Source organism: Streptomyces virginiae, assembly GCF_041432505.1.
GTDB lineage: Bacteria > Actinomycetota > Actinomycetes > Streptomycetales > Streptomycetaceae > Streptomyces > Streptomyces virginiae_A.
Genome location: NZ_CP107871.1, coordinates 8115784 through 8138552 on the forward strand (window position 1 = coordinate 8115784; position 22769 = coordinate 8138552).

17 protein-coding genes are annotated in these 22769 nt (G+C 73.7%); 9 read left to right on the plus strand and 8 right to left on the minus strand.

Annotated features, from left to right (window positions below; all coding sequences use genetic code 11):
- Nucleotide 1: 1 nt before the first annotated feature.
- Entirely contained in the window at nucleotides 2-1483 is a 1482-nt protein-coding gene (locus OG624_RS37475; RefSeq protein ID WP_371594209.1) for a sensor histidine kinase, read from the minus strand.
- Nucleotides 1484-1835: 352 nt separating this feature from the next.
- The gene (locus OG624_RS37480) at nucleotides 1836-2447 is read right to left on the minus strand and encodes a TetR/AcrR family transcriptional regulator (RefSeq protein ID WP_371640459.1); all 612 of its coding nucleotides are present in this window, start codon (nucleotides 2445-2447) and stop codon (nucleotides 1836-1838) included.
- A 100-nt stretch (nucleotides 2448-2547) separates the two neighbouring features.
- On the opposite strand from OG624_RS37480, the gene OG624_RS37485 reads away from it, so the two are divergent.
- The 5 genes from OG624_RS37485 (at nucleotide 2548) to OG624_RS37505 (ending at nucleotide 7339) form a co-directional block, all read left to right on the plus strand.
- Nucleotides 2548-3336, plus strand: coding sequence for an SDR family NAD(P)-dependent oxidoreductase (locus OG624_RS37485; RefSeq protein WP_033216214.1), 789 nt, complete (start codon nucleotides 2548-2550; stop codon nucleotides 3334-3336).
- A gap of 166 nt (nucleotides 3337-3502) precedes the next feature.
- Nucleotides 3503-4750: a sensor histidine kinase gene (locus OG624_RS37490; protein WP_371594210.1), complete on the plus strand. Its 1248-nt coding sequence runs from the start codon at nucleotides 3503-3505 to the stop codon at nucleotides 4748-4750.
- A 15-nt stretch (nucleotides 4751-4765) separates the two neighbouring features.
- A complete protein-coding gene (locus OG624_RS37495; protein WP_051762827.1) occupies nucleotides 4766-5482 on the plus strand; it encodes a response regulator in 717 nt (238 codons plus the stop codon).
- 70 nt (nucleotides 5483-5552) lie between these two features.
- Nucleotides 5553-6335 (plus strand): crotonase/enoyl-CoA hydratase family protein, encoded by a 783-nt coding sequence (locus OG624_RS37500; RefSeq protein WP_371640460.1) that lies wholly within the window; start codon nucleotides 5553-5555, stop codon nucleotides 6333-6335.
- Nucleotides 6336-6598: 263 nt separating this feature from the next.
- The gene (locus OG624_RS37505) at nucleotides 6599-7339 is read left to right on the plus strand and encodes a DJ-1/PfpI family protein (protein WP_033216217.1); all 741 of its coding nucleotides are present in this window, start codon (nucleotides 6599-6601) and stop codon (nucleotides 7337-7339) included.
- Between the two features lie 17 nt (nucleotides 7340-7356).
- On the opposite strand, the gene OG624_RS37510 is transcribed toward OG624_RS37505, so the two are convergent.
- From OG624_RS37510 to OG624_RS37525, 4 genes are all read right to left on the minus strand, one after another.
- Nucleotides 7357-7710: a UBP-type zinc finger domain-containing protein gene (locus OG624_RS37510; protein ID WP_033216219.1), complete on the minus strand. Its 354-nt coding sequence runs from the start codon at nucleotides 7708-7710 to the stop codon at nucleotides 7357-7359.
- On the minus strand, nucleotides 7707-9218 hold the full coding sequence (locus tag OG624_RS37515) for an ATP-binding protein (RefSeq protein ID WP_033216221.1): 1512 nt from the start codon (nucleotides 9216-9218) through the stop codon (nucleotides 7707-7709). Before OG624_RS37515 ends, OG624_RS37510 begins: the two co-directional genes overlap by 4 nt.
- Nucleotides 9215-10891, minus strand: a complete 1677-nt coding sequence (locus tag OG624_RS37520) for an FAD-dependent oxidoreductase (RefSeq protein WP_161289444.1) — start codon at nucleotides 10889-10891, stop codon at nucleotides 9215-9217. Before OG624_RS37520 ends, OG624_RS37515 begins: the two co-directional genes overlap by 4 nt.
- A 194-nt stretch (nucleotides 10892-11085) precedes the next feature.
- Nucleotides 11086-12480: a helix-turn-helix domain-containing protein gene (locus OG624_RS37525; protein WP_033216224.1), complete on the minus strand. Its 1395-nt coding sequence runs from the start codon at nucleotides 12478-12480 to the stop codon at nucleotides 11086-11088.
- A 221-nt stretch (nucleotides 12481-12701) separates the two neighbouring features.
- Here OG624_RS37525 and OG624_RS37530 point away from each other — a divergent pair, with 221 nt between their 5' ends.
- Nucleotides 12702-13433 (plus strand): DUF4232 domain-containing protein, encoded by a 732-nt coding sequence (locus OG624_RS37530; protein WP_078909062.1) that lies wholly within the window; start codon nucleotides 12702-12704, stop codon nucleotides 13431-13433.
- Here the strand turns inward: OG624_RS37530 and OG624_RS37535 are convergent.
- Nucleotides 13428-14168, minus strand: a complete 741-nt coding sequence (locus OG624_RS37535) for an ABC transporter ATP-binding protein (protein ID WP_051762829.1) — start codon at nucleotides 14166-14168, stop codon at nucleotides 13428-13430. The two genes, OG624_RS37530 and OG624_RS37535, sit on opposite strands and share 6 nt — an antisense overlap.
- Before the next feature lie 196 nt (nucleotides 14169-14364).
- On the opposite strand from OG624_RS37535, the gene OG624_RS37540 reads away from it, so the two are divergent.
- From OG624_RS37540 to OG624_RS37550, 3 genes are read left to right on the plus strand one after another with little or no spacing between them, the layout of a single operon-like run.
- Entirely contained in the window at nucleotides 14365-17667 is a 3303-nt protein-coding gene (locus tag OG624_RS37540; RefSeq protein WP_371640461.1) for an FtsX-like permease family protein, read from the plus strand.
- Nucleotides 17664-20540, plus strand: coding sequence for a hypothetical protein (locus OG624_RS37545; protein WP_371640462.1), 2877 nt, complete (start codon nucleotides 17664-17666; stop codon nucleotides 20538-20540). Before OG624_RS37540 ends, OG624_RS37545 begins: the two co-directional genes overlap by 4 nt.
- Nucleotides 20537-21496 carry an ABC transporter ATP-binding protein gene (locus OG624_RS37550; protein ID WP_033216228.1) on the plus strand — a complete coding sequence of 320 codons (960 nt, stop codon included), beginning with the start codon at nucleotides 20537-20539 and terminating at the stop codon, nucleotides 21494-21496. The genes OG624_RS37545 and OG624_RS37550 overlap by 4 nt, the downstream gene beginning before the upstream one ends.
- A gap of 295 nt (nucleotides 21497-21791) precedes the next feature.
- Here OG624_RS37550 and OG624_RS37555 read toward each other — a convergent pair whose 3' ends face one another.
- Nucleotides 21792-22685, minus strand: a complete 894-nt coding sequence (locus tag OG624_RS37555; protein ID WP_371640463.1) for an NAD(P)-dependent oxidoreductase — start codon at nucleotides 22683-22685, stop codon at nucleotides 21792-21794.
- Nucleotides 22686-22769 lie beyond the last annotated feature (84 nt).

The following is a 22769-nucleotide window of genomic DNA, read 5'->3' on the forward strand; positions in this document are numbered from 1 at the left end:
TTTACGCCCCCTTGGTCGCTGAACCCGACGTGCCTTCGGTACCCGGAGCATCGTGGCCGGGCGTGCCGGACAGTCCGCTGTGGAACGCCTCCAGCCACATTCCGGGGCCGCCGTCGTCGGCCGACCTGGGCTCCGGGGCCGGGCGGACGTCGGACGTGGCCACCCGGTCCTTCCTACGTCGCTGCGGCAGGCCGGTCGCCGTACGCGCGGCGATCTCCGGCTGCCCGGCGCCGACGGGCGCCGGCCCGGGAGCCGGCGCCGGGGCCGGCCGGGGCACGGCCACGCCCGCCGACGTGCGGTCGAAGGGGTGCTCGCGCGGGGTGGCGGCCACGGCCCTGGGCCCCGAGGAGGAGCCGATGCCGTGGGCGAGACCGGTCGCGGAGGAGGCCGTGGTGATCAGGTGCTGCGGCACGATCACCACGGCGCGGACACCGCCGTACGCGGACGAGCGCAGGGACACCTGGAATCCGTACGCCTGCGCCAGCCGGCCGACCACCGCCAGACCCAGCCGCGGCGTCTCGCCGAGGTCGTTGAGGTCGATCCCGGACTGTGCCTGCGCGAGCATCTTCTCCGCCCGGCTGCGGGCCTCCTCGCTCATGCTCAGGCCGCCGTCCTCGATCTCCACGGCGATGCCCGACTGCACCTCGACGGCCGTCAGGTGGACCCGGGTGTGCGGCGGCGAGTACCGGGTGGCGTTGTCCAGCAGCTCCGCGAGGGTGTGGATCAGCGGTTCCACGATCGGACCGACGACGGCGACCTCGGAGACGGAGTGGAGCTCGACGCGCTGGTAGTCGATGATCCTCGACATCGCGCCGCGCATCACGCTGTACAGGGTGACGGCCCTGCTCCATTGCCGTCCGGGGCGCGCGCCACCGAGGACCGAGATGGAATCGGCGAGCCGGCCGATCAGGGCGGTGCCGTGGTCGAGCCGCAGAAGGTCGCCGAACACGTCCGGGTTGCTGCCGTGCCGGTCCTCCATCTCGCGCATCTCGTGGGCCTGTTGGTGGACGATCGCCTGCACGCGCCGGGCGACGTTCACGAAGGCACGCTGTGCCGAGTCGCGAAGGCTCTCCTCGTTGTCGACCGCGTCGATGACGTGGGCCAGCACCGCCTGGAGGGCGGCCCTGAAGCGTGGAGTCAGGGCCTCGTCGTCGCCCCAGCGGTTGCCGCGGCCGCCGCGTCCGCCCAGGGCGGTCAGCACCTCCTCGGCCAGCTCGCCCTTGCGTAGGCGCTCGATGGCCTCGGGCAGCACGGACTCGGACAGCCGGGCCGCCTCGACCTCCTGCCGGGCCAGGGCGTGCTGGAGCGCCGCGACCTGCGCGCGCCCGGCGGCGAGCGCGCGGCCGCGCCGTCTCGCCTCGACGAAGACCGCTGCGGTGCACACGGCGCCGACGGCGAGCAGGGCGGTGTCGAGCGGTGCCGAGGAGGAGACGAGTGCCCCTGCCAGACAGGCGACGGTCACGACCGCGATCGCGGGCAGCATCCGGCTTGCTCTTCCCTCCAGGTGGAGGCTTGCGGGGGGAGTACCTCTTTGCTCCATCGGCGTCCTCGAACTATCGAAAAGGGGGGCCTTCTGACCGGTGGGCGGGAGCATAACTACGCCCAACTTCCCTCATGCGAGCTTTCGTTGGAGTTCATCGGACCGGAGGAACCGTTATGCGCCATCGGTGACGTCGGATTTCGATGAGAAAAGGGGCCCGCGCGCGGTCCGGGTCGACGAAACGCGAGGTCGGCCGCCCGTCGACCCCGAATCCCGGGCAGGAATGCCCGGGCACGTTCCGATCGGTTCCGGCCGCCCCCCTTCGCTCCCCGGTGGCGCCGTGGACGGATATGCGCTAGGGGGTGCCTTGTCGATCAGCTCCGAGGCCGGTGAGCAGGACGTCGAGGGCGAGCTCGGTCGCCTCCTCCAACGGCGTGTCCTCCAGGAGGGAGCCGACGGCCAGTGACGCGAGGCCGTGCACCACGGAGAAGGCGACCTGGGCGAGTCGGGCCGGGTCGCCCGCCCGTACGACACCCTCCCGTTGGGCGAGGGCGATCAGTTCGGCGGCGATCTCCAGGCTCTGGTGGCCGAGTTCGCGCAGTTCGGAGCTGGACCGGTCGGCGTGCTTGGCCGTGAACATCAGGCTCAGCAGCGGGGCGTGCGCGACGGCGAAGTCGATGTACGCGCGGCCCATGCCGGCGAGCCGGGTGGTGACGGGTCCGGAGTCGCCCACGGCGGCCCGCAGGCGTGCGTTGAGTCGGGTGAAGCCGCCCACGGCGAGCGCGTCCAGCAACGCCTGGCGGTCGCGGAAGTGGCGGCCGGGCGCCGCGTGGCTGACACCGAGGTCCCGCGCGAGGGCGCGGAGGGAGAGGCTGTCCGCCCCCGAGGTCGCGAGCACGTCCTCCGCGCGGGCCAGCAGGGCCTCCCTGAGATTGCCGTGGTGATAGGGCGCATCGGCGTCTGCCAAGGCGATCTCCTCCTCCGATGTTGTCATTGACAACAATGTTTGCTCTGCCTACATTCAAGTATCGACCATCAACCGGAGTCCCGGAACGGAGCGCCGACCCATGTCTATGACATACCGCGGAACCACAGCCCTGATCACCGGGGCGAGTGCAGGCCTCGGTGTCGAGTTCGCCCGGCAGTGGGCGCAGCGCGGAGCGGACGTCGTCCTCGTCGCCCGGCGCGTCGACCGGCTCGAAGAACTGGCGGCGGACCTGGAACGCAGCTACGGGATCACGGCCCGCCCGATCGCCGCGGACCTGGCCCGGCCCGGTGCCGCGGCAGCGCTGCGCGCGGACCTCGACGCACTCGGCGTACCGGTCCACACCCTGATCAACAACGCGGGCTTCGGCACCCACGGCCCCTTCGCCGACGAGGACCCCACCCGGGTCAGCGAGATGATCCAGCTCAACGTGCTCGCGGTGACGGAGCTGACCCGAGAGTTCCTGCCCGCCCTGACGGCCGACGGCCGGGGTGCCCTCGTCACCGTGGCCAGCGCGGCCGCCTACCAACCGACCCCGGCGATGGCGGTCTACGGCGCCACGAAGGCCTTCGTCCTGAACTTCACCGAGGCCGTCGCCTACGAGACCCGCGCCTCCTCCCTGCGGGTGCTCGCCGTCTCGCCGGGGCCCGTCCGCACCGAGTTCTTCGACGTCGTCGGCAGCCGGGACGCCGCCGTGGGCCGGATGGCCACGCCGGAACAGGTCGTCACCGCGACGCGCCGGGCACTGGAACGCGGCAGGACCCCGGCCAGCATCGTGGTCGGCCTCACCAACCGGATCAACGCCACGGCGTCCGCCCTGGTCCCCCGCCGCCTCGCCCTGGCCGTGGCAGGGCGCGCCCTCAAGGCGTGACCCGGGCGGAACCGGATCGAGGCGCGCCACCGGAACGTCCGGACGCGTCTCCCCAGGCACCGAAGGGCGGGCCGTCACAGGGGTGACGACCCGCCCTTCGGGCACGCACGGACCGGCCGGCCGCAGGCCCATGGCCCCGCCGCCTGATGGCCCGTAGGCTGCGCCGATGCACGCTGGATCGGGACTTCTCGACAGGCTCGACGGACGGTACCGCCCGCTGGTCACCGACGTGTCGCTCGCCCTCGGGTACGTCGGCGCAGGGCTGCTGCTGGGGCAGGAACAGCCACCGGCCGGATGGCGGCCGGTGGACATGCCGGGGGCGGTCCTGACCGCTCTGGTCGGTCTGGTCATGGTGGCCCGCCGCCTCGCACCCGTCGCGGTGTTCGCCACCAGCAGCTCGCTGTGGATCCTGTTCATCGCCTGCGGGTACTGGCCGGTGGTCAACTCGATGCCCGCGCTCCTGGGCCTGTACACGGTGGCGGCGACCCGGCGTCGCCCCACCGCGCTCGTCTGCGCGGCCGTCGTGGGGGGAGTGTGGGTGTACGCCGGCATCGGCAACATCGAGCACAGTTCCATGCCGACCGTCCTCGCCCAGGCCGTCCTGTTCCCTGCCGCCGTGTTCGTGGTCGGGCGCGGCTCGGGCGCGCTCGCCGAACGGAACAGGCAGTTCGCCGAACTGACCCTCCGGCTGCGCCGACAACAGGAGGAGAAGGCACTCCAGGCGCTCACCGAGGAGCGGGTGCGCATCGCACGGGAGCTGCACGACGTGGTCGCCCACCACATGTCGGTGATCTCCCTCCAGGCGGGCATGGCCTCGTACGTGTTCCCCACGGACCCGGCGGCGAGCCGCCGAGCCCTGGACACCATCGCCGACACCAGCCGGGAGGCGCTGGAAGAGATGCGCCGGATGCTCGTGCTCCTGCGGGTCGACCAGGAAGGACAGCAGGACGGCGCCGGCTACACGCCCGCCCCGGGGCTCGACCTTCTGGAACCACTGCTGGAGCGGGTGCGCGGCGCGGGCGTCGAGGTCACCCTGGACGTCGCGAGCTCCCCGCCCCGGCTTCCGCAGGGCATGGCCCTGTGCGTCTACCGAGTGGTCCAGGAGGCGCTGACGAACGTCCTCAAGCACGCGGGACCGACCACGGCGGCCGTGAGCATACGCACCGCACGGCGCACCCTCGTGGTGTCCGTGACGAACGAGGCGGGTGACGACTTCCGGCCAAACAAGGAGATGGCACCTGGTCACGGCTTGATCGGTATGAGAGAGCGCGCGAAGATCTACGGCGGGTCGGTCACCGCCGGCCCCCGCGCCCTCGGCGGATTCGAGGTACGGCTCACCCTTCCGGCGCCCACCACCGATGACCGGCCGAGTGGTCTCCCCGCCCCGGGCACCGGGGACGTCCCTATCCGATGAGGATCGAATTCCCCGATGCCCACGGTCCTGGTGGTCGACGATCAACTGCTCATCCGTGCCGGACTGGTGTCCCTGCTGAACGCGGCCCCGGGGCTGTCCGTGGTCGGCGAGGCCCGCGACGGTGAGGAAGCCGTCCGACTCGCCGAAGCCACCGCACCCGATGTCGTCCTCATGGACCTCCGGATGCCGGGTACCGACGGCATCACCGCGACGGAACGCATCCTCCGCCGGGCCGGCGACACCTGTGACACACCGCCGAAGATCCTCGTGCTGACCACCTTCGACCTCGACGCGTACGTCTACAACGCCCTGCGTGCCGGCGCCTGCGGGTTCCTGCTCAAGGAAACGCCTCCCGAGCGCCTGGTCGCCGCCATCCACACCGTCGCCTCGGGCGACATGCTCTTCGCGCCGACCGTCACCAGACGCCTGATCGAGGCCTACCACCCGGGGCCGACAGCACCGGAGGCGATCGCCCCGGACTGGCACACCGTGACCGGCCGGGAACGCGATGTCCTGCGGCTGGTGGCCACGGGCGCGACCAACGCCGAAGTCGCCCGGCGGCTGTTCATCAGCGAAGCCACCGTGAAGACCCACCTCAACCGGGCGATGGCCAAGCTCGGGCTCGCCAGCCGCGCCCAGGTCGTCGTCTTCGCCTACGAGACGGCGCTGGTGACGCCCGGAGGCCCGACGAGCCTCCCGTCCTCCCCGCCCGACGAGGGCCCGGCGGGCTGAGCGGCCGGGGGCCCACGCGCGACGGCCCCCCACCCCACCATGGTGACCGGCGAGCGGGAGGGGAACGGGCATGACGGACGAACAGGCCTCGGTACGCGTGGAGCGGGACGGCCCCGTGTACACGGTGATCCTGAGCAGGCCGGAGGTACGCAACGCCGTCGACGGGCCGACGGCGGCACGACTGGCCGATGCGTTCCGGGAGTTCGAGTCGGACGAGGACGCGGCCGTCGCCGTGCTCTGGGGCGAGGGCGGCACGTTCTGCGCGGGCGCCGACCTCAAGGCCATCGGCACCGAACGCGGCAACCAGGTGCTCGCCTCCGGCGACGGACCCATGGGACCGACCCGGATGCGGTTGAGCAAGCCGGTGATCGCGGCCGTCGCGGGGCACGCGGTGGCGGGCGGTCTGGAACTCGCGCTCTGGTGCGACCTGCGGGTGGCGGAGGAGGACGCGGTGTTCGGCGTGTTCTGCCGCCGCTGGGGCGTCCCCCTGATCGACGGCGGTACCGTGCGACTGCCCCGCCTGATCGGCGAGAGCCGGGCCATGGACCTGATCCTGACGGGCCGTCCGGTGTCGGCGACCGAAGCGCACGGGATCGGACTGGCCAACCGCGTGGTCCCCACGGGCCGATCGAGGGCGGCGGCCGAGGAACTGGCCCGCGAGATCGCCGCTTTCCCCCAGGTCTGCCTGCGCCACGACCGGTTGTCCGTACGAGAACAGCACGGACGGTCCGAGGAGGACGCGCTGGCGGGGGAGTACCGGCACGGCCTGGTGCCCCTGACCGCGGGGGAAACGCAGGCCGGAGCAGGCAGGTTCGCCGCAGGGGCGGGCCGGCACGGCGCCTTCGGAGCGTAGCGGTTCGGGTCGGCGAGCGGCGTTCCCGGTCGCCGCGTCCCCGGACCCGGCCGTCAGCCGCGCCGCCGGCACTCGGTGAACGCGCGGGCGGCGGCCAGGTCGTCCGCGTTCGGACGCCCCTGGTCGATGCCACCGACCGACCGCCCGCTGTGGCGCCCGCCACAACATGGCGCGGGAACCCGACCGCCGACCCTCTCGACTCCTGTCGTAGAGCGACGGGCCGGTCGCCGAGGCCGGCCGCAGCGATCGGAAGGAACCATCGGATGAACCGCAGGAACGTGCTCCGGGCCCAGGTCGCCGTCGGGGCCGCGGCCGCGTTGGGGGGCGCCGCAGGGGTGGCCGCGGCTGCGGAACCGCGCCCCGCCGGGAAGCCGACCGGGCCGTTACGCGTACACGTGGTCCTGTACGACGGGGTGGAGGAGCTCGACTTCGCCGCGCCCTACGAGGTCTTCTGCGCGGCCCGGTTCTTCACGGACCGGAAGGTGGACGTGCGGTACGTCTCCACCTCCGGGCCGGGGGTCGTGCAGGCCGCCTACGGCACGCGCGTGAGCGTCGAGCACGGTTGGGATCCGCGCGCCGCGGACATCCTCCTCGTGCCCGGCGGCGGATACGCACGTCGCGACAGCCCCGGCGTATGGGCCGAGATCCGCAGCGGCGTCCTCCCGAGGGAACTGGCCGCGGCGCCACGTTCCGGCCTCACCATCAGCGCCGTCTGTACCGGCGCCATGCTGTTGGCGGCCGCCGGGCTGACCACGAACCGCCCCTGCACCACCCACCACAAGGCGCGGCCCGACCTGGAGAAGCAGGGCGGCCTCCTGAAGAACGGCCGCGTGGTGGACGACGGCGACCTGGTCACCGCCGGAGGCATCACCTCGGGGCTGGACCTCGCCCTGTGGCTGGTACGCCGCGAACTCGGCGCCGAGGCCGCCACGGGCGTGGAGGCCATGCTCGAGTACGAGGCCCGCGGCACGGTGTGGACACCGCCCGAAGCCGGACGGCGGTAGACGCAGGTGGGCGCAGGTCAGCGATGCAGTCGCCGGGTCCAGTCCTCGGGCACCCGGCCGGTCGGGCCGGGGGCCGGCTGGTCCGCCGGGTGGTCGCGCGGAGCGGTCAGTTCGGGGCCGGAGTCGTACAGGGCGTCCGTGTCGTAGTTCCAGAACCACTCCTCGCCCGGCTCGAAGCTCTGCACCAGGGGGTGGCCGGTGGACTTCCAGTGGGCGGTGGCATGCTGGGCCGGCGAGGAGTCGCAGCAGCCGATGTGGCCGCACCGGGCGCAGCGCCGTAGGTGGAACCACCACCCGCCCAACTCGTCGCACTCGACGCAGCCGGTGCCGGTGGGTGCGGCGGTCGGGTCGATTCCCTCGATGTCGCTCATGCGGGCTCCTCAGCGGTCTCGGTCGTGCTCCCGGTCGCGGTCGCGGGTTCCGTCTCGGTCTCGGCTTCGGCCTCGGGGGTCGGCGCGGTCAGCGGTAGCAGCACCTGGAACCGGGTGTCACCGGGGGCGGACTCGACCTGGAGGCTGCCGTGGTGCTTGTTGACGACGATCCGCCAGGAGATGTCGAGGCCGAGTCCGGTGCCCTCGCCGACCGGTTTGGTGGTGAAGAAGGGGTCGAAGATGCGGCTGCGGATGTCCGCCGGGATACCGGGCCCGGTGTCGCGGAACTCCACCAGCAGGCGGTCGCCCTCGCGCCCGGTCCGGACCGTCAACGTGCCCTCGCCGCCGGTGCTCCCGATGGCGAACACGGCATTGTCGATGAGGTTGGTCCACACCTGGTTGAGCTCCGCCGGGTAGGCGGGCACATCCGGTACGGAGCGGTCGTACTCCTTGACCACCCGTACCCGGGAGCCGATCTTGCCGGACAGCATCAACAGCGTGCTGTCGAGGAGTTCGTGGACGTCGACGACCCGGTACGGGGCGCGGTCGAGCTGCGAGTACTGCTTGGCCGCGTCCACGAGGTGGGAGATCCGGGTGGTGGAGTCGTCGATCTCGTCCATCAACAGCTCGGTCTCGACCGTGTAGTTGAGCCAGCCGATCGCCGACGGCAGGATCTCCTCGGCCACGGTCGCCGCGACCTGCTCCAGCCAGTCCGTGTCCAGGCCGGCCTGGACGAAGGTCGGCGCGAGCCGCCAGCCCTCCGCGATGCCGTGGTCGTCGAGCCAGTCGGCGAGTTCGTCCTCCCGGTCCGAGGCCTCCAGCGGACTGAGCGCGGTCGCCTTCGCGACGCGCTCGACGGTCCGCTCCTGGATCTCGATGAGGTCGGCGATCGTCTCGCGCGAGTACTGGCCCTGGGAGATGTGGGCCAGCTTGTGCCGCATCTTGCCGACCCGCTCCCGCAGGGTCGCCGTGGCACGGACGGCCGCCGCCGCCGGGTTGTTGAGCTCGTGGGTGAGCCCGGCGGACAACGACCCCAGCGCCAGAAGCCGTTCGCGCTGCCCGATGGCACGCTGGGTGTTCTTGGAGCCGAAGAACAGCCCCTCCAGCAGATGCGCCGCCATCGGGAACCATTCCCGCATGATGTCCGCGAACGACTGCGCGGGCAGCACGAAGAACCGGGTCGGCTCGGTCACCCGCATCGAGTTGGTGTACGTCTGCGGTACCTGGTCACCCAGGTACGCCTGCATCGCTCCCGCGTACACGCCGCGCTGCGAGGTGCGGCTCACCTCGACGTCGTCGCCGCCGACCCGGCGGGAGAGGACGACCGTGCCCTCGATCATCACGTAGAAGCAGGTGGCCGGGCCGCCCTCGGTGTACACCGGACCGATGTCGAACCGCTCCACCCGCCCCTCGCCGCACAGCCGCCCGAGCTGCTCGGGGGTGAGCTTCTCGAACAGGAACAGCGAGGAGATCTCCTGCGGGCTGCAGGGCATGACCTGTCCGCTCATGACTGCTCCAGGTACCGGTGGACGAGCATCACGGCCATGGCTCCCTCTCCGACGGCGGACGCGACGCGCTTCGCGGACTGGGCGCGGGCGTCGCCCGCCACGAACACGCCGGGAATATTGGTCTCCAGGTGGTAGGGCGGCCGGTCCAGGCCCCACTCGGCCGGCGGGCGCCCGTCCGCCGTCAGGTCCGGACCCGCCAGGATGAAACCGTGCTCGTCGCGCAGCACGGTGCCGTCCAGCCAGTCGGTCAGCGGAGCCGCGCCGATGAACACGAACATCCACTGCGCGTCGACGAGTTCGCTCGCCCCGCCGTCCACGTCCCGCAGCGTCAGCTGCTCCAGGTGCCCCTCGCCGTGCGCCGCCTCGACGACCGTCCTGGTGCGGACGGTGATGTTCGGCGTCTCCTCGATCTGCTGGATGAGGTAGTACGACATCGATGCCGTCAGGGACTCCCCGCGCACCAGCAGCGTCACCGACTTGGCGCCCCGCGCCAGGTACATCGCCGCCTGCCCGGCCGAGTTGGCGCCGCCCACGATGTACACGTCCTGCCCCTGGCAGGAGGCAGCCTCGGTGAGCGAGGAGCCGTAGTACACCCCGCAGCCGGTCAGTTGGTCGCAGCCCGGCGCGCGGAGCTGCCGGTACGACACACCGGTCGCCAGGATGACGCTGTGGGCGGCGATCGCCGAGCCGTCCGAGAAGCGGACGACGCGCGCGGCGCCGTTCACCTCCAGCCCGGTGACCTCGCGCGCCGTGAGGATCTCGGCGCCGAACCGGCCGGCCTGCCGGCGGGCCCGCTCCGTGAGCTGGGCACCGGAGACGCCGTCCGGGAAGCCGAGGTAGTTCTCGATGCGGGAGCTCTGGCCGGCCTGTCCGCCGGTCGCCGATCGCTCGACCAGTACGGTACGCAGCCCCTCGGAGGCCCCGTACACCGCCGAGCCGAGCCCGGCCGGGCCGCCACCGATGACGACGAGGTCGTAGAAGTCGGCGGCCGGCGTCGTCGCGAGCCCCACGTGCGAGGCCAGCTCGGGTGCCTCGGGTTCGATCAGCGCGGTGCCCTCGGGCGTGATCACCAGCGGTAGCCGGCGGCCGTCGGCCCCGGCGGCCTCCAGCAGCCGCCGCCCCTCCGGCTCGTCGGAGGAGTACCAGCGGTACGGCACCTGGTTGCGGGCCAGGAACTCCCGCACGTCCGAGGAACGCGCCGACCAGCGGTGCCCCACCACCTTGGTGGCGGGGACCGGCCGGTAGTCGCTGGTGCGCCAGGCCGTGAGCAGATCGTCCACGACCGGGTAGAGCTTCTCCTCCGGCGGGTCCCAGGGCTTGAGCAGGTAGTGGTCGAGGTCGACGACGTTGATCGCGTCGATCGCCGCGTTGGTGTCGGCGTACGCGGTCAGCAGCACCCGCCGGGCGCCCGGGTACACGGCCAGGGCCTGTTCGAGGAATTCGATGCCGTTCATCTGCGGCATCCGGTAGTCGGCGAGGATCACCGCCACCAGGTCGCCGCGCAGCTTCAGCTCGCGCAGCGCGTCCAGCGCGGATTCGCCGGACTCGGCGCGCACGATCCGGTACTCCGCGCCGTAGCGGCGCCGCAGGTCACGGGCGATGGCCCGGGAGACTCCCGGGTCGTCGTCCACGGTCAGGATGACGGTCCGCGCCGTGTCGGCGGCCTGTGCCATACGTCGTCTCCACCCCGAGTGCTCTGGGCAGGCGGCCCGGCGAGCCGCCCGCGCCGGTTCCCGCCCATCGTAGGGGCGATCCTTCGGGACCGCTCCGGGACGAGGTGGGCCGTGCGCTCCTGGTACCCGCCCGGTCGCTCCTGGTCAACGGCCCGCGGGCCGGTTCCGGCCCGGCCGGCGGCGGGGGCGCGGGGTCAGGAGCCCTTGCCCGCCCGGACCCAGCCCTCGCCGCCGAGGGGGAACTCGAAGCCGGGCCGGCCGTCGCGTCCGCTGGTCCGGAAGGGCCGGCCGTTGTGGTCGATCGCGAGGGTGCCGTGGCGGGAGCCGCTGGACCAGGACAGCTCCAGGTACCAGCTCACGTCGTGGGCGGAGGCGGCGGCCAGGATGTGGAACACCTCGGGCTGCGACTCGGTCACCGAGAACGGGAAGCCCGGCTGACCCTCCGTGGGGGCGACGGCCGGTCGCGCGGAGTCGAGGGAGACGCCGAACGAGCGGGTCGGAACGCCCGCGCCGCAGCCCACGCCCGGGTAGCCCATGGCGTAGTCGTTCCAGGGGAGCGGGGCGCGTTTGGCCACGGTGCGGACGGTCAGGCCGTCCAGGACCACCGTGTCCTTGCCGGAGCCCTGCAGGGTGAGGGTGACGTACTGCTCGCCGGCGGGTACCGCCCCGGCCGCCGCGACCCAGGCGGGCGCGTCGCGTTCCACGGGAGGTGGTCCGACCTGGGCCGGGGGCTTGTCGATCAGGTAGTGCTGGCCGCAGGGGGCCTCCCAGGTGTGCGGGCGGACGGTGACCTTCACCGGCGCGCCGGCAGCGTCGCCGGCGGTTCCGCTCGCCCCTCCGCTTGTCCCTCCGGTCGCCCCTCCGGTTCCTCCCGCGCCCGCGCCGTCGCCTCCGGGCGCGGGCGCGGCGGGGGCGGTGCCGGAGGGCGCGGCCACGGACGGCGACGGAGACGTCGGTACCGAGGGCCCGTCGGGGCCCTGCGGGGACACCTCCGCACCGGGGGTGCGGCCGGCGGCGACGGGGCTGTCCCGGACCTCGGCCTCCCGTCCCGGCCGGCCCCCGTCGAGCGTGAGCTGCCAGGTCAGGGCGGTGACGGCGGCCACGACCGGCACGGCCACCGCGGCGAGCACGGCCCGGCGCGGGCGGGGCCGCCGGGTCGGCGCGGCCTGCCGCGCGGTCCCGGCCACCGTCGGGACGACCTCCACGACCTGCACGACCTCCGCGACCTCCGCGACCTCCGCGGGAGCATCGTCGGCCACCGCAGGCGCCTCGGCCTCCGCCGGTGCCTCGGCCGCCGCTTCGGTCGTCGCCGTGCCGCTCGTGTCCGCGCCCCTGCGCGGGCGGTTCGCGTCGGCCTCCATCCAACCCCGGTGCAGGGCCAGGAGTTCGTCGGGGGTGGCCTTGCAGAGGCGGGCGAGTCGTTCGAGCGGGGCGTAGTCCGCCGGGACGACCTCGCCACTGCAGTAACGGTGCAGTGTCGACGTACTCATGTGGAGCCGCCGGGCGAGCGTTCCGTAGCTGAGCCCGGACCGCTCCTTCAACTGCCGCAGCAGCCGCGCGAACTCGGGTCCAGCCGTGTCCTCCGGCACCTTTCCTCCCACCCCATGGCCTGTCCCGCATCCCAGGGACAGGTTGTTTCCGCAGCTCAGAGCCTGTTGTGGTATCCCAGCATGCCGGCTTGCCCAGCGGATGTGGTGGCTGGGACGGATCACCGCTCAAGCTGGGGTCATCCAAGCACACCGCTCCCGGCGGCCGGTCCGGACGGACCCCGACCGGCCCTGCGGTCACGCCCTTTGAGAGGTCGTCAGTCATGCACGCGTTCCACGGCACCCCGCTCGTCCGCACCTCCCGTCCGCACCCGCTCCGGCGCTTCGCGGGAGTGGCCGCGGCCTCGCTCTTCGTCCTCTCCCTCACCGCGTGTCAGGACGGTACGGGCCTCAAGGACGGGGGAGCGGCGAGCGCTTCGGGCTCCGCCGCAGAGGCCACCGGGGGACCCGCCACGACCGCCGCCCCCTCGACCGCCCCGACCTCCGCGCCGGCCACCGCACCTGCCACCAAGACCTCCGCCGCCCCGTCGGCCCCGTCGGCCCCGTCGGCCCCGTCGGGCGCGGGGGAGCGCGTCCTGTGCAACGGTTCGACCACGCGCGTCACCGCGCAGCCCGTCTCCCGGCCGCTCAACCACATGCTGATCACGGTGAAGAACATCGGGTCGAAGACCTGCGATCTGACGTACCACCCCGTCCTCCGCTTCGACGAGATGCAGTGGGTGCCGGCCGCGCGGCCCGAGACCCGGCCGCAGGCCGTGGTGTCCCTCGCGCCGGGCGAGGAGGGCTACGCGGGGGTTCTGCTCTCGGCGGCCGACGGCAGTGGCGAGGGCGGGACGACCGGGCACCGGCTCACGATCGCCTTCCAGGGCCGTACGCCGCTCAGCGACGGCGGCGCGTCCGCGACCCCGGACCTCCCGGCCGCCGGTGTCGCCTACGACAGCTCGCTGACGGTCACCTACTGGCAGCGCGGCAGCGCGGACGCGCTCGGCTCATGAGTCGGCGTCGACGATGCGGCCGTCGCGCAGTTCCACGACCCGGTCGGCGAGTTCGATCAGGTTCGGGTCGTGGGTGGCGACCAGGATGGTGACCGACTCGCTGCGCACCACCGCGCGCAGCAGCTCCATCACCGAGCGCCCGGTCTCCGAGTCGAGCTGGCCCGTGGGTTCGTCCGCGATGATCAGCTCGGGGTCGTTGGCCAGGGCGCGGGCCACCGCCACGCGCTGCTGCTGGCCGCCGGAGAGCTCGCCCGGGCGCTGCTCGGCGTGGTCCGCGAGTCCGACCAGGGCCAGCAGGGTACGGGCGCGCTCCTCGCGCACCTTGGCGGGGACGCGCCGCAGCCGCATCGGAACGCCGACGTTCTCGGCGGCGGTCAGGACGGGTATCAGGCCGAAGGACTGGAAGACGAAGCCGATGCGGTCGCGGCGCAGGGCGAGCAGGCCCGCCTCGTCGAGGGTCGCGAGGTCCGTGCCGTCGAGGGTGATGCGGCCGCCGGTCGGGGTGTCGAGACCGCCGACGAGGTTGAGCAGGGTGGTCTTGCCGGAGCCCGACCGGCCCCTGAGGGCGGTGAGTTCGCCGCGGCGGACCTCGAAGGACACACCGCGCAGGGCGTGGACGGCCTGCGGACCGCTGCCGAAGCTGTGGTGCACGTCGTCGACGACCACGATCGGCGAGTCGTCGCCCTCCCGCGGTGCCTTCGTCGCGACCGTCGCCGGTTCCTGGTGATGCCTCATCGCGTCTGTTCCCCCGTCGCGTCGTCCGCACGGGGCGCCCGGCCCCGCGTCCCGCACACGCTGCCACTGCAGCTTTCCGATCGCATTTGCGCACCTGTCGCACCAATCACGCAAGCCCCTTCCCTCTCTCGCCCACATCTGACAGCATCGTCCGCTATCCGGTACCGAGGGTCCGGACGGGGGAGGAACTCAACACGTGCTCGGCTTCGTCGTGCGCCGACTGCGCGGGCGATGGCCGCTCGCCGTCGCCGTGCTGCTCACCGTACTGATCACCGCGACCACACTGACCGCGCTGACGGCGTTCACCCGTGGCGTGGGCGAGGAAGGGCTCCGGCGGGCCCTGACCGGGGCGGAACAGGCCCGGACGACCGTCCTGATCACCAGCGGCCGTCCCGCCGACTCCCGCGCCAAGGACGACGCGTCCGTACGGGCCTTCGCGGACGAGGTGTTCGGGCGGCTCCCGGTGGCCTCCGAGAGCGTCGCCCGCAGCCGGTCGTACGGTCTGCCCGGCGTCGCCGCCTCCGGCCGCGACGCCGACCTGACCGTGCTCGCCGCCCTCGGCAAGGACCACGTACAGCTGCTCGCCGGTGCGTGGCCCGGGCCGGTCGCCGCACCCCAGGGCGCCGGCGCCCAGGCCGCCGCACCCCAGGTCGCCGTGCCGCGCGCGGCGCTCGTCCGGCTCGGCCTGGCCGAGTCCGCGCTCCCCGCACCGGTCCGGCTGGACGACCGGTTCGGCGGACCTCCGCTGACCGTCCTGGTCACCGGCGTGTACCGGGCCGCCGAACCGGACTCCGCGTACTGGCGGCTCGACCCGCTCGGCGGCCGCGAGGTCCAGTCCGACACCTTCGCCATCTACGGCCCGCTCCTGGTGGACGACAGCGCCTTCACCACCGGCGGCCTCCTGCAGGACCACCGCCTCACGCTGCTCACCCCGGACCTGCGCACGGTCCGCGCCGACGAGGCCGATGCCGTACGGACCGCCACCGAACCGGCGAGTGCCACCCTCGAACGCGTCGGCTCGCTGCGGGCCGCCACCGAACTGCCCAAACTGCTGGCGGAGCTGAGCGCCGGCATGGTCGTCGCCCGCTCCACCCTGCTGATGGGCGCCCTCCAACTCACCGTCCTGTCGACGGCCGCCCTGCTCCTCGTCGCGCACATCCTGACCGTCCGCCAGGAACCGGAACGGGTCCTCCTCACCGCGCGCGGCGCCTCCCGCCGCCGGCTCGGCGCGCTCACCGCGACCGAGTCGCTGCTGCTCGCCCTGCCCGCGGCCGTCCTGGCGCCCCTGCTCACACCGCCCCTGCTGCGGCTGTTCGGCCGCTTCGGCCCCCTCGGCCGGGTCCATCTGGAGATCCCGGACACCTGGCTGGTGTGGCCGGTCGCCGCCGGCTGCGCCCTGGCCTGCGTCCTGCTGACGACCCTGCCCTCCGTCCTGCGCGGGGCCTCGGCCGCCGTACTGCGCCGCGTGGGCAGCCGCCAGGCCCTGGTGACGGGCGCCGCCCGCTCCGGCGTCGACCTGGCCGTCCTGGTCCTCGCCGTCCTCGGCTACCAGCAGCTCGCGCAGTACGGCGGTACGGACACCCCCGCGTCCGGCGTCTCCGCCGGCGGCGCGCTCGGGGTCGACCCCGTCCTCGTCGCGGCTCCCGCCCTGGCCCTGTGCGGGGGCACCCTGCTGGTCCTGCGCCTGCTGCCGTTCGCGGCGCGCGCCGGGGGACGGCTCGCGGCGCGCGGCCGGAGCCTGGGCCCGGCCCTCTTCGGCTGGCAGCTCGCCCGACGGCCCGGCCGGGCCACCGGGCCCGTGCTGCTGCTCGTACTCGCCGTCGCCAGCGGGATCCTGGCACTCGGCCAGCACGTCGGCTGGTCCGCGTCCCAGCGCGACCAGGCCGACTTCGCGACCGCCGGCGGCCTGCGGATCTCCGGCAGCAGCATGTCCCCGATGGGGCAGGGCGGACGCTACGCGGCCCTGCCCGGCGGCGACCGCCTCGTGCCGGTGGTCCGCCGCGAGCAGAAGCTGCCGGACGGCAACCCCGCCGACATCGTCGCACTGGACGCCGTCAAGACCGGCGAACGCGTCCCGCTGCGCGCGGACCTGCGCGGCGGCCACGGCATGAGCGAGCTGTTCACCCCGCTCGCCGCCGGTGGCCCGGGCGCCCAAGGCCCAGGCGCCCAAGCCGCCCCCGCGAGCCCCGGCGTCACCCTGCCCGGCTCCCCGCGCCGGATCGACCTCGACGTGTCGGTCCGTACCTCCGCCATGAGTTGGTCCGCCGTGAGCCTGCTGCTGCGCGACCGGTTCGGGGCGACGTACGGGACGGCCTCGGTCACCCTGCCCGCCGCCGGCGACACCACCCTCACGTTCTCCCTCGACGCGCTGACCGGCGCCCCGGTCGGCTCGGCGGCCACCCCGCTGACCCTGGCGGGGATACGCCTCTCGTACGCCGGGGACGGCGACCATCCGGGCGACGGCAGCGAACTGACCGTGCGCCGGATCGCCGCCTCCGACACCGCGGACGGCGCCGCCACCGCCGTCACCGCACCCAAGGACGCCACCGGCTGGCGGACCTCCCTCCCGCAAGGGAAGAGCCTGAGGGCCCCCGAGCCGATCCCGGTCCCGGCCGGCTCCACGGACCTGTTGCGGCTGCGCTACTGGGGCGGCTTCAGTACCTTGCAGGGCGTCACCACCGTGGTGTTCCCGACCCCCGCCGAGCCGACCCCCGTCGCCGTCCCCGCGGTCGCCACCACCCGCTACCTGCGATCCCTGGGCGCCGCCGTGGGCGACACCGTCCCCGTGACCCTGGACGGCGCCGCGGTCCAGATGCGGATCACCGCCTCCGTGGACTCCCTCCCGGTCGTGGGCCGCTCGGCGCTCGCCGTCGACCTGCACGTACTCGGCCGGTTCCTGCTGGAGTCCGTGGGCCGGCAGCCCGCCTCGCCCACCGAGTGGTGGCTGCCCGCCGAGTCGGCCACCGACCCGGTCCCGGCCCGCGCGGCGACGCAACTGCGCGACGGTGCCCGCATCGAGCGCGTCCAACTGCGCGAGGAGATCACCGAGCGACTGCTCGACGACCCGCTGAGCGCAGGCCCGCAGAGCGCCCTGGCCGCCCTCGCCGCCGCGTGCGCCGTCCTCGCGGCCATCGGCTTCGCGACCTCCACCGCCGCCGAACGACGGGTCCGAGGGCGGGAGTTCTCGGTGCTGCTCGCCCTCGGCACCCCGCGCCGCTCGCTGGCTCTGGCGTCCGCCGCCGAGGGTGGGGTACTCATCGCCATCGGGTCCGCGGTCGGAGCCGGGCTGGGTATCGCCTTGGTCCATCTGATGGCACCGCTGGTCGTGCTGACGCCCGCCGCCGGGCGGCCCTTCCCACCCGTGCGCGTCGACATGCCGTTCTGGCAGACCGTGTTCACGGTCGCCGCCATCGCAGCCGTTCCCCTGCTGTCGGCCGCGCTCAGCGGCCCCCGCGGCCGCGACATCGCCGCCCGGCTGCGTCCCGTGGAGGAGATGTGACCACCCCGCCGTCCACCACCAGGCCTTCCGCCACCCGGCCGTCGCCCACCCCGCCCCCGTCCACCGCCCCACGGCCCGCGCCCTGGGTCAGGACCCGGCTGCGGGCGGCTCCCCTGGCCACCCTGCTCGGTGCCGCGCTGGCCTTCGTCGCCGTCCTGCTGGCCGCCGCGCTGCCACGGGCCCAGGACCGGGGCGCCGACCAGGCCCTGCGGTCCTTCCTGGAACGCAGCGCCGCCGGTAACACCAGCCTGCAGGTGACCGCGCCCTCCCCGGACACCGGGCAGAGTGCCCAGGCCCTGGACGCCACCCTGGAGAAACTGCTCGGGCCGACCGGATCCACCTTCCGCGTGGACCCGGACAGGACGGTCCACGGCGCGCGCACCACCAAGCGGCAACCGCTGATGAATCCGGAACTCTCCCGACCCTCCGGCCTTCCGCCCAGCATGAACCTCCTGCACGTCCGCGAGGCGGAGGCCCATGTGAAGCTGGCGGAGGGGAAGTGGCCCGGCAGCACACCCACGGCCCCCGCGCAGGCCACCCCCGGTGAGGCGGCGCCCGTGCAGGTCGTCCTCTCGCAGAAGGCCGCCGCGACCCTCGGCGCCCGTGTCGGATCCGTCCTGAGGAGCGAAACCCGGGTCGACGGCACACCGTCCGTCGAGGTCGTCGGCCTCTACGCGGTCCTCGACGAGACCGACGACTTCTGGACGGACAACCTGGGGTGCCTCGCCCGCGCCTGCGAGCACTTCTACAACGAGAGCCTCGCCTGGGACGTCGACGCCCTCGTCGGCACCGGGGACCTCGACCGGATGGCCGCCTGGAGCCGCACCGCCGAGGACTTCTGGCAACTGCCGGTGGACGTCGGCCGGCTGCGGGCCGACCGGCTCGACGCCACGAGGAAGGACATCGCCTCCTACATCGCCGGGCCCACCGCCGCCACCCTCGCCCGGGAGACCGGCCGCCCACGGCTGCACACCACCTCCTGGCTGCCCGAGCGGTTCGAAGAGGCCCGCGCCCGCACCCAGGCCGCCGCGCCGCTCGCCGCGATCGGACCCGCCGGGGTCGGCGGCGTCGCCTTCGTCGTCCTGTGCCTGGCCGGCGCGCTCGCGGCCGACCGCCGCGACGCCGAACTGCGGCTGCTGCTCGCGCGCGGCGGCTCGCGCGCCGCCATCGTCGGCCGGCTCCTCGGCGAAGGAGCCGTCACCGTGCTCCCTGCGGCCGCGGCCGCCACCGCACTCGCCGTCCTGCTGCTGCCCACCCCCCGGCTAGCGCCCACGCTGCTCGCGGCCGCGGCCGTCGCCCTGCTCGCCCTGCTGGCCTTTCCCGTACGGGCCGCCGTACTGCTCACCCCGGCCCGCCCGGCCGGGCGGTGGCGCAGGCCCGTCGCCGAACTGCTCGCCCTCCTCGCCACCGTCGCCGCCGTGGTGGAGGTCCGCCGCCGCGGGGTCGCCCCGCCCGGCAGCGACCTCGACCCGCTGCTGATCGCGGCCCCGCTGCTGCTCGCCCTCTGCGGCGGGCTGCTGCTGGCCCGACTCCAGCCGGTGGTCACCGGATGGCTCGCCCGGCTGGCCGGCCGCAGCTCCGGACTGGTCGGCTTCCTCGGGCTCGCACGGGCCGCCCGCGGCTCGGGGTCCACCGGCCGCACCGGCCCCTCCGTCCTGCCGATGATCGCTCTGCTCCTCGCCATCACCACCGGCGGATTCGGCGCCTCCGTACTGCACTCGGTGGACTCGTCCCGGCTGGGCGTGGCCAGGCTGACCGTCGGAGGCGACGCGGCGATCTCCGCGTACGGGAAGTCCCCCCTCCCGGCGGGGCTCGCGAAGACCGCGGGCCAGCTGCCGGGCGTCCGGACGTCCGTGCCGCTGTGGATCGACCACGACTCGGCCCTGCACGGCACCACCGTGAGATCCAGCCAGGTCACCGTGGTCGTCGCCGACCCGGCCGCGTACGCGGAGCTGTCCCGGACCCTCGGCTGCGGATCCTTCGACCCCGCCCTGCTGGCCACCACCGGTGCGTCGGCCGCCGACGCCCCGGTGCCCGCGCTGTTCAGCGCGAGCCTGGCCGGCCAGGCCGTGCAGGGCGGCACGTACACCGTGCAGCCCGGCGACGGCGGGGAACTGAAGGTACGGGTCGCGGGAACGATCGACTGCACCCCGGCCCATCCGGCCCGCGACGCCGCGACCGTCGTCCTGCCGACGGGCGCCGCCACGGCCCTCATGGGCGGCGCCGACCACCCCAACCGCTGGCTCGGCATCGGTGACATCGACGGGGACCGGCTGCGCGCGCTCGTCCGCTCCAAGCTCCCGGCGTCGTCCGGGACCCCCGCCCCGGCCCCGGCTCCGATCCCCGGTTCCGGTTCCGTCGCGGGCCCGGCCGCGCTCGACGAGCCGTACCCCGTGAGCACCAGCGCCGAGGCCGTCACCGCCCTGGGCTCCGACCCACTGCAGCGCTCGGCGCAACGCCTCTTCTGGGCCGCCATGGCCGGAGCGGCGGGCTTCGCCCTGCTGGCCGTACTGCTGACGCTGATGCGGGCCGTCCCCGAACGGGCCGCGCTGCTGGCCCGGCTGCGCACCATGGGCCTGCGTCGCAGGCAGGGCGTGGCCCTGATCCTCGCCGAGACCCTGCCGCAGACCCTGGCCGCGACGCTCGGCGGGGCACTGGTGGCGGCCGCCGCGGTGGCCCTGCTCGGCCCGGCGATCGACCTGTCCACGCTGGTCGGCGCCCATGTGCCGAACGGAGTACGGCTCACGGCCGGGCCCGTCCTGACCCAGGCCCTGGGCCTGGCCGCCCTGGTCGCCGCGGCCGTGTTCGTGGAGGCGGCGACATCCGGGCGACGGCAGATCACCAACGAGTTGAGAGCGGGAGACCAGCGTTGAACACCGACCAGCCGACGTACGAGGAGCTGCGCCGCCGGGCGACGGCCGCCGCGGAGCCGCGCACCCCGGCGGCGGACGCCGCGATCGCCTGCGACCGCCTGGTCCGGATCTTCAGCCAGGACGGCATCGAGGTACAGGCCCTCCAGGGACTGGAGCTGACGGTCGACCAGGGCGACCTGATGGCCCTGGTCGGCGCCTCCGGCAGCGGCAAGTCCACCCTCCTGAACATCCTGGCGGGCCTGGACGTCCCCACCGCCGGCAGCGCGGCGGTCGCCGGCTACGACCTGCTGGAACTCTCGGCACGGGACCGGCTCCGCTACCGGCGCGAAGCGGTCGGCTTCGTCTTCCAGCAGACGGCCCGCAACCTCCTGCCGTTCCTGACGGCCGCCCAGAACGTCGCCCTGCCGATGCAGTTGAAGGGCGACAGCCCCCGCCGCGGCGCGAGCGCACGCCGCGCGACCAAGGTCGGCGAGATCCTGGAGGCCCTCGAGATCGGCGAACTGGCCCACCGGCGACCGGCGGAACTGTCCGGTGGCCAGCAGCAGCGCGTGGCGATCGCCGTGGCGATGGCGAACGACCCCAAGGTGCTGCTCGCCGACGAGCCCACGGGCGAACTGGACTCGGAGACGGCCGCGGCGGTCTTCGAGACCTTCCGGACGGTGAACAAGGAACTCGGCGTGACGGTGGTCATCGTGACGCACGACCCGATGGTGGCGGGCGAGGTCCGCCGGACCGTGGCGATCCGCGACGGCCGCACCAGCAGCGAGGTCCTGCGCCGTCTGGTCACCGACGAGCACGGCGAGGAATCCATCAGCGAACGCGAGTACGTCGTCCTCGACCGTTCCGGGCGCGTCCAGCTCCCGCCGAAGTTCCTGGAGGCCCTCGGTATGGAACACCGCGTGGCGGTCGACCTCGCCCCGGACCACATAGAACTGCGCCCGGACGGCGCCCACTGAAGAGGAGCGACGACGCGTCGCGCGGCCATGGGGGTGGGCCGGACACCTCCGAGCCGCGCGCGCTCAGGGTGGACGACGATCGGATGGCGGTCGGGACGGTTCGTCGGATCGAGTACATCGGTCGTTCCTCCTGCTCGTTCGGCTGACCTCCTCAAAGTCCCACGACGTGTGGCGCACCGTCATCACTCCTGGGAGCGGTCCACGAACTCATACCTGAGAGCCACCCGGATCCCGGATCCCGGATCCCGGATCTGGCCCACGCCACACGGACCGCTTCCACGTCGGGCGGCGCCGGTCACACACCGTCGGCGCGCAGCGACTCCACCGCCCTGGCCAGACTGGACGCGGCGTGCCCCGCGCGGATCTGGTCCTCGAACAGCCGCAGCAGCGGCGCCAGCAGGTCCGTCCGCAGTCCCTGGGCCTCGGTCGCCGCGAGGATGTTGCGCAGTCCCACCGCGTTGATCTCCAGGTTGGAGGTGGTGGTCGTGTAGTCCTTCGCGTCGATCTCCTCCGCGAAGGCCGGCAGCGCGTCCGCGGCCGCGGTCAGCCAACGCACCAGCGGGCGGGTCAGTTCCGCCGCGCCGATCCCCTCCGTACCGGCGAACGCCACCGCCTGGAAGAACCCGGCGAACATCCCGTACATGCCGCTCAGCAGAGCGGTGTCGTACACGGAGGACAGCTCGGGGGCCGGACCGACGAGGCTGCCCTCGCCGATCGTGTCGAGAACCGCACGGTAGTTCTCGTACGCCGCCTCGTCGCCGCTGTAGAGGACGAAGGCGGCCGAGGTGCCGATGGTCTGGGGCACCGCGTACACCGCGCCGTCCAGGTACGCGGCCCGCCGGTCCGTCGCCCAGGCACCGAGGGCCCGCGCGGCCGACGGGGTGCCGGTGGTCAGGTTGACGACCGTGCGCCCGGCCAACACCCCCGCCGCCGGCCGCAGGAGCTCGCCGACCGTGTCGTAGTCCAGTACCGCGACGACGACGAGCTCTCCCGCCGCCACCGCCTCGGTGGGCGTGGCCGCGAGGGACGCCCCACGCTCCACCAGGCTGTCGGCCTTGCCCGCCGAGCGGTTCCAGACCGTGACGGGATGACCGTGCGTCAGAAAGGTCCCGGCCAGGGCCTGGCCGAGGTTGCCCAGGCCGATGACACTGACCGGGATCCTGTGGGGGGCGGTGACGGTTGCGCTCATGACTGTTCTCTCCTCGGGTCGTTGCCGCTGTCGAACGGGACCCACCCTGCGGGTCCGCACTGCCGGTCGCCTGTCGGTCCACTG